Origin of the sequence: Emticicia sp. (genome assembly GCF_049241225.1) — a bacterium.
Classification (GTDB): domain Bacteria; phylum Bacteroidota; class Bacteroidia; order Cytophagales; family Spirosomataceae; genus Emticicia.
In genome coordinates this window covers 3018-10069 of the sequence record NZ_JBMLRC010000253.1, presented here as the reverse complement: position 1 = coordinate 10069, position 7052 = coordinate 3018, and the positions used below count along the sequence as shown (strand labels likewise).

Below are 7052 nucleotides of genomic sequence, written 5' to 3'. Positions count from 1 at the left end.
GTTTCCGACAAACTGGCGGTGGTCAGTACTTCTCCACTTATTTTGGCAAAACATTCGGGAAGTGTAGCAAACAATTATGGCGTGGTTGGTCTACGAGTTTCGGATGTAAATAAAGCCAGCTTTGGCAACGCTAAAACACAGGGTTTTAATCCTTTCTTTGAGCGAATTCTTCCCGCAGGAAAAGAAGAGATAAGCTATACCGATTTTGTAAAAGAAAGCAACGCCACCTTTTTTACGGTAAGCATTGGCGAGCAAGATTTATTGTCTTATGCAACTTCGGGCGGAAGAACTTCCATGACCGAAACATCTTCGTTTGCTCTAAATATTCAAAAATTACTCGATGCCTTGGTAGCAAACAAAGCCCAGGGAATTCTGACAAATATTCCCAATGTGCTTGATTTACCCTATTTTAATTTTTACTCATTTCAAGAACTCGCTAAAAATGTAGGCACGACTGACATTTTTATCACGACCGGAAATGGAATTGTAAGAGCCGCAACTACCAATGATAAAATCTTGATGGAGGCCATTCCAAATGTTGGTAAAACAAACGCTGCAAACCAAAAGAAGGGTTTCAGCATGACTCATCCGCTTACCAACGAGGAGGTCTTGGATAAAGACGAAATAAGCATTATTTCCTCACGTTTGAGTGATTTTAATGGTGTTCTGAAGTTTGAAGCCAGCAAAAGAGGTATTATTTTGGCCGATTTGAACGGCCTTTACGCTCAGGTAAAAAGTAAAACTTATACCGTGAATGGCGTAAAATTCGATAATTCATTATTTACGGGTGGTTTTTTTAGCCTTGATGGCATCAACCCGACGCCACGAGGTTCGGCTGTTATTGCCAACGAAATAATTAAAGTTATCAACGAAAATTATAAAAATTCACTAAAAACAGCAATTCCTTCGCTTGATGTTAGTAAATTTGAGTCTTTAAAAATCAAATAACTTAATTTTTAGACGAAACTGTCTGAAACTGCGAAGCGAACCAAATAATGAAAATATCAATCGTTACGGCTGCCTACAATTCTGCGGCAACCATCAAAGATACCATCGATAGTGTACTCTCACAAGATTATCCTGATATAGAATACATCGTGGCTGATGGTGGCTCGAAAGATGGAACGGTTGAAATTCTGAAAACTTACGGCGATAAAATTAAATGGGTTTCGGAAAAAGATAATGGTATTTACGAAGCCATGAGCAAAGGTGTAAAAATGGCCACAGGTCATGCCGTTGGCATTATAGGTGCTGATGATTTTTATCCTAATAATCAGGTTATTAGCAAAGTAGCTAAAGCTTTTCAAGAATCAAAAGCTGACTCAGTTTACGGCGATCTGTACTACATTGATGCCGTTGATACCAATAAAATCGTAAGAAGTTGGAAGTCAGGTAAATACGACCGAAATCGCTTTTTAAATGGCTGGATGCCCCCTCACACGGCTTTTTTCCTAACAAAAGCCGCCTACGATACTTATGGTTTGTATGATACTTCGTACAGAAGTGCGGGCGATTATGAACTCATGCTTCGCATGCTTTACCGACACAAACTTTCTTCTCATTACATTCCAGAAGTTTTGATGAACATGCGTGTAGGCGGAAGCAGCAACGCCTCGCTCAAAAATAGAATAAGAGCCAACAAAGAAGACCGCCGAGCATGGGTTGATAATGGTATTGAGCCTCGTTGGTACACACTCTACGCAAAGCCACTCTCGAAAATTTTTCAATGGATTTTGAAGTAATTCTTTAGATTTGTTTTAAACAATGGATAATGATGCTTTGAAGGGTCTCAATCATTCTTCATTTTTCATTCTTCATTCTTCATTAATATTATGTCTTCGCATCATATCGTAAGAGAAAAACAAGAGCCAGCACTCATTATTGCTAATGGTGAAAGTTGTAGTGCCGAACTCCTCGGGCAGCTACTCGAATGGAGTCCTTATGTAGTTGTCCTTGATAGTGCCATCCACCGAGTGATGTCGCTCGGAATCAAGGTTGATGTATTGCTGGGCGATTTTGATAGAGATATTGATTTGGATGAAATTGAGCAAAGTCAGTACCCGATTGAGATTGTTCATACGCCCGACCAAGATAAAACTGACCTCGAAAAAGCCTTTGATTTCTTGATAAACAGGGGTTTTCCTGCTGCAAATGTGGTTTGGGCAACTGGCCGCCGTGCCGACCATGCAATCACGAATATGACTAATATTATTCGTTACAAAAGTAAACTTTCTATTGTTATGATAGATGATTACTCGGTCATTTACCCTCTCTTACCCCTGCCTGCAACCTTTGAAAAATGGTACGCAAAAGGTACACAAATTTCACTTATTCCGATAGGCAACGCTACAAATATACGAACAAAAAATTTAAAGTATTCTCTTGATAATGAACAGCTTACGCTGGGTTATCGCTCCGGTAACAGCAACGAGGCTGAGGAAGATGGTATTGTCAGTATTTCCTTCCAATCTGGTGACCTTCTACTCATGGAATGTCACGACTGATTTATGATTTTTTCAATGTGGATAACTTTTTCAGAATTTATTTTTTTTTCTGAAAATAAAATATTTACATTTGTCAATGAAAATATAATCAAGCCACTTCAATAAAAGTCTCAATTTGGAAAGAAAAAAGTATTTACTTTATGTGGATAACTTTTTTTATTAAACTTTTCCAATCCACTAATTAAGTAACTAATTGATTATTAGCTCTTAATAATTTCGTAACATTACACTTTTTAACTATTGGTAAATAGGTATAGATTTTTGATTTTTATATACCTTGACATTTTAGTAATTTTACATCTGTTGTTTTTCAAAGATGGTAAATTCTAACCATGATAAACTGCTTATAAAAGGCCGTGTTGACTGAACCCAAAAAGTGACTGGCAGTCACAAAATATAAAATATTTTTTATTGGTCTAATTTTGAATCCTTGTATAAGGCTGAATGCCTTTTAGCTAACTATATCTTGTTGTGAATCCTTAAAACCCTTTTAAAGGCTGCCTATGTTTGTAATTAAAAGAGACGGACGCCGCGAGTCGGTAAAGTTCGACAAAATTACTGCTCGTATTGAGCGACTTTGCTACGGTTTAGAACCAGCATTTGTCCAACCCGTTGAAGTTGCCATGAAAGTCGTGGCTGGTATTTATGATGGCGTTTCTACGTCTGAATTAGATAGCCTCGCTGCCGAAACGGCCGCTTCGATGACAACCAAGCACCCCGATTACGCTATTTTAGCGGCTCGGATTGCCATTTCAAATTTACATAAAAATACGCTCAAGTCTTTTTCTGGTACGATGAAGATGTTATATCAGTACATCGACCCGAAGACCGACCAAAATGCCTCTCTTATTGCAAAAGATACGTGGAAAGTGATTCAGAAGCACGCAGCTTTGCTTGATTCTGCTATCATCTATGACCGTGACTTTGGCTATGATTATTTCGGCTACAAAACGCTCGAAAAATCATATTTGCTTAAACTCAACGGTAAAATTGTAGAGCGTCCACAACACATGTTGATGCGTGTAGCCGTAGGTATTCATGGCGAAGACATCGACCGTGTGATTGAAACTTACGAATTATTGTCGGAGCGTTGGTTTACGCACGCTACGCCAACGTTGTTTAATGCTGGTACGCCAAAACCACAACTTTCATCATGCTTCTTGCTTACGATGAAAGAAGACAGTATCACTGGAATTTACGAAACACTTGGTCAAACTGCTCAGATTTCACAGTCTGCTGGTGGAATTGGTTTGGCTATTCATAATATTCGTGCAACAGGCTCGTACATCAAAGGTACAAACGGCACTTCAAATGGTATCGTACCGATGTTGCGTGTTTTCAACGACACCGCTCGCTACGTTGACCAAGGTGGTGGAAAACGTAAAGGTTCGTTTGCGATTTATATCGAGCCTTGGCACGCCGATATTTTCGAGTTCTTGGATTTGAAGAAAAACCACGGAAAAGAAGAACTTCGTGCAAGAGATTTATTCTACGCACTTTGGATTTCGGATTTATTCATGAAGCGAGTGGAAGCCAATGACACTTGGTCGTTGTTCTGCCCGCACGAAGCTCCAGGTTTATCTGATTGCTACGGCGAAGAATTCGAGAATCTTTACGAAAAATACGAAAGAGAAGGAAAGGCTCGCAAAACTATCAAAGCTCAAGACCTTTGGTTTGCAGTGATGGAGTCGCAAATTGAGACAGGTACTCCGTACATGTTGTATAAAGATGCAGCTAACCGTAAATCAAACCAAAAGAACTTAGGAACGATTAAATCATCGAACCTTTGTACTGAAATCATGGAATATACATCTCCTGATGAAGTAGCGGTTTGTAATTTGGCTTCGATTGCATTGCCTAAGTATATTACAAAAGATGAGAAAACTGGTTTCTTGAAGTTTGACCATCAGCGTTTATATGAGGTAACGAAAGTTATCACGAAAAACCTCAATAAAGTAATTGATGTAAACTACTATCCTGTTCCAGAAGCAGAGCGTAGCAACCTCCGTCATCGTCCGATTGGACTTGGTGTACAAGGCTTGGCCGATACATTTATTACATTAAGAATGCCTTTTGAGTCTGACGAAGCTCGTAGATTGAATAAAGAAATCTTTGAAACAATCTATTACGCAGCAATGGAATCGTCGATGGAATTGGCAGTAATCGAAGGAACATACCCAACTTGGGAAGGTTCTCCGATTTCGCAAGGTATTTTCCAATTCGATATGTGGGGCGTAACGCCAGATTCAGGTCGTTGGAACTGGGAAGAGTTGCGTGAAAAAGTGAAGAAAAACGGGGTAAGAAACTCATTATTGGTTGCTCCAATGCCAACGGCTTCTACGAGCCAAATTTTGGGTAATAATGAGTGTTTTGAGCCTTACACTTCAAATATTTATACTCGTCGTGTACTTTCGGGCGAATTTGTGGTTGTGAATAAGCATTTATTGAAAGATTTAGTGAAAATTGGTTTGTGGAATGATACCATGAAAAACAAACTAATTGCCGCTAATGGTTCGGTACAATCAATTCCTGAGATTCCGCAAAACTTGAAAGATTTGTATCGCACGGCTTGGGAAATTAAGCAAAAAACTATCGTTGATATGGCCGCTGACCGTGGAGCATACATTTGCCAAAGTCAGTCATTAAATATCTTCATGGAAAATGCTAATTTCGGAAAATTGACTTCGATGCATTTCTATGCTTGGAAAGCTGGTTTGAAAACGGGTATGTATTACCTACGTACGAAAGCCGCTTCTGATGCCGTGAAATTTACAGTTGACCGCCAAGCAATTGCGGAGGTTGTACCAGCTACATCGGTAGTAGAAGAAAAACCATTAGATTACGCAAAATATGCAGAAGAGCAAACAGCCAAATCAGCGGCTGCTGCTACATTTGCCAGTGAGGAAGAATACCAATATGCAGCAATGCAATGCTCGCTCGACGACCCAGAGGGTTGCGAAATGTGTGGCTCATAAGGGATTCCGACTTGCAAATGCTCTTTTCTAATATAAAATCATACACAAAACCACCTCTCAAGGGTGGTTTTGTTGGTTTTAGACTGACAAGTTCATAAGGCGGCTTTGATTTGCCATCTGTTTAGAATTTAATTAATTTTTAGCCATAAGACAGAATTATTGCTTGAGATTTCAACAACTTGGTAGCTTTTTACGTGATTAAGATTCCAAGTAACGCCATCAATAACAATAAAATTATTATCAATTTTAAATGATTTACCAGGGGTATTTTGGAGGGCTAAAGTGAAAAAATCGTTGAAAGTCTCTGAAGCAATTCCCCGAGTTATCCTCTGGTTATTGATAAACTGCTCAATTTGTTGCGAAACGTTCGGTTGTACCGCTTCTGTCTTACAAGTAGAAATCAGTAAGAATGTAAGTAAAATTAGCTTTTTCATTTTAGTAAAAGTGGATGAAAACATTTTTCAGAAAAATTATTTCTAAATGAATTTGTTCTAGAATTCTGAATCAATTAAACTTCATCTATAAGACCAATTTCTGAGTTTATTCTTCTATGATTTGAAATATTGCTGACGATATAGAATTAGTGCAAAATCAGCCCTCAAGAATGGCTTTGGTTGTTTTGGATAGTTGCTGAAATGACTTTCTGCAAAAAGGTATTTCGGTCAAATAGTTGGTCGAATTGCTTGACGGACTCAAATTCTTGACTGCCGTCGGGGTGAAGTTCGAGGTCGAAAAAATCTTGATGTTCAGGCGATAAGCTTTCTAAATCAAAATGACAAGTCTCGATGATAACTTGTTGATAATGAATATAAATCGATTCTTCTTGGAGGTGTTTTAAAATCTGCCCGAAGGCAATAATCCATTCGGTTTTGTACCATAAAAAGTTGAAAACACTCCCTTTCTGAAAACTCTTGTTCGATAAATATACTACGTAAATGATTCGCTCTTCCAAAGTCAGCGTAGCAAAAAAATCATCGAAATATCCGCCGTTTTGTTTCCAACTTTCTTCTTTCGGGCGAATTTTCTTTCGGAAAAGTTCTTTTAATTGTAACTCAGGAGTGGTGTTTTCAAAGGCAAAAACTATTTTTTTGGAAATGACTTTTTCTTGGAATAAATTGAAAAATCCACGCTTTGGGTCATGCTCAAATTTTGCTACTTTTCGATTAGATTTTAATAAACGAAGAGCAAAAACTATCAATAACAATAATTTGAATATGACCCAGAAGTGTTTCAAGTTTAAGTGTTTTATGCCGCAAATTTACGATAAAATTCCTTTAATAACTTGCCCATGCACATCGGTTAGTCTAAAACGACGACCTTGATATTTGTAGGTCAGTTGTTCATGGTCGATTCCCATGAGATGCAGTAAAGTTGCTTGAAAATCATGCACATGAACAGGATTTTTGATAATATTATAACTAAAATCATCAGTTTCTCCGTAACTAATGCCCGATTTTACGCCTGCACCCGCCATCCACATCGTAAAGCATCTTGGGTGATGGTCTCGGCCGTAATCATCTTTGGTGAGTTTTCCTTGAGAATAAACTGTTCTACCGAATTCTCCACCCCAAAC

7 protein-coding genes are annotated in these 7052 nt (G+C 38.4%); 4 read left to right on the top strand and 3 right to left on the bottom strand.

Features of this window, described 5'->3' with window-relative positions; genetic code table 11:
- The 4 genes from ACOVO2_RS13615 to ACOVO2_RS13600 form a co-directional block, all read left to right on the top strand.
- Positions 1 to 948: SGNH/GDSL hydrolase family protein (locus tag ACOVO2_RS13615; protein WP_421770508.1), on the top strand; the 948-nt coding region annotated here is incomplete at its 5' end.
- Positions 949 to 995: 47 nt separating this feature from the next.
- Positions 996 to 1742, top strand: coding sequence for a glycosyltransferase family 2 protein (locus tag ACOVO2_RS13610; protein WP_421770507.1), 747 nt, complete (start codon positions 996 to 998; stop codon positions 1740 to 1742).
- A gap of 90 nt (positions 1743 to 1832) precedes the next feature.
- Positions 1833 to 2504 carry a thiamine diphosphokinase gene (locus tag ACOVO2_RS13605; RefSeq protein ID WP_421770506.1) on the top strand — a complete coding sequence of 224 codons (672 nt, stop codon included), beginning with the start codon at positions 1833 to 1835 and terminating at the stop codon, positions 2502 to 2504.
- Between the two features lie 503 nt (positions 2505 to 3007).
- Entirely contained in the window at positions 3008 to 5479 is a 2472-nt protein-coding gene (locus ACOVO2_RS13600) for a ribonucleoside-diphosphate reductase subunit alpha (RefSeq protein WP_421770505.1), read from the top strand.
- A gap of 128 nt (positions 5480 to 5607) precedes the next feature.
- On the opposite strand, the gene ACOVO2_RS13595 is transcribed toward ACOVO2_RS13600, so the two are convergent.
- The 3 genes from ACOVO2_RS13595 to ACOVO2_RS13585 all read right to left on the bottom strand — a co-directional run.
- Positions 5608 to 5913 (bottom strand): hypothetical protein, encoded by a 306-nt coding sequence (locus ACOVO2_RS13595; RefSeq protein ID WP_421770504.1) that lies wholly within the window; start codon positions 5911 to 5913, stop codon positions 5608 to 5610.
- A 164-nt stretch (positions 5914 to 6077) separates the two neighbouring features.
- Complete coding sequence (locus ACOVO2_RS13590; protein ID WP_421770503.1) at positions 6078 to 6713, bottom strand: hypothetical protein; 636 nt, start codon at positions 6711 to 6713, stop codon at positions 6078 to 6080.
- A gap of 24 nt (positions 6714 to 6737) precedes the next feature.
- On the bottom strand, positions 6738 to 7052 hold a 315-nt coding region (locus tag ACOVO2_RS13585; RefSeq protein WP_421770502.1), incomplete at its 5' end, for a DUF1501 domain-containing protein.

What these genes read in the sequence shown, in the direction of transcription:
- ACOVO2_RS13595 (WP_421770504.1), bottom strand. Translation starts at nt 5,913, where the DNA reads ATGAAAAAGCTAATTTTACTTACATTCTTACTGATTTCTACTTGTAAG.
- ACOVO2_RS13605 (WP_421770506.1), top strand. Translation starts at nt 1,833, where the DNA reads ATGTCTTCGCATCATATCGTAAGAGAAAAACAAGAGCCAGCACTCATT.
- ACOVO2_RS13600 (WP_421770505.1), top strand. Translation starts at nt 3,008, where the DNA reads ATGTTTGTAATTAAAAGAGACGGACGCCGCGAGTCGGTAAAGTTCGAC.
- ACOVO2_RS13610 (WP_421770507.1), top strand. Translation starts at nt 996, where the DNA reads ATGAAAATATCAATCGTTACGGCTGCCTACAATTCTGCGGCAACCATC.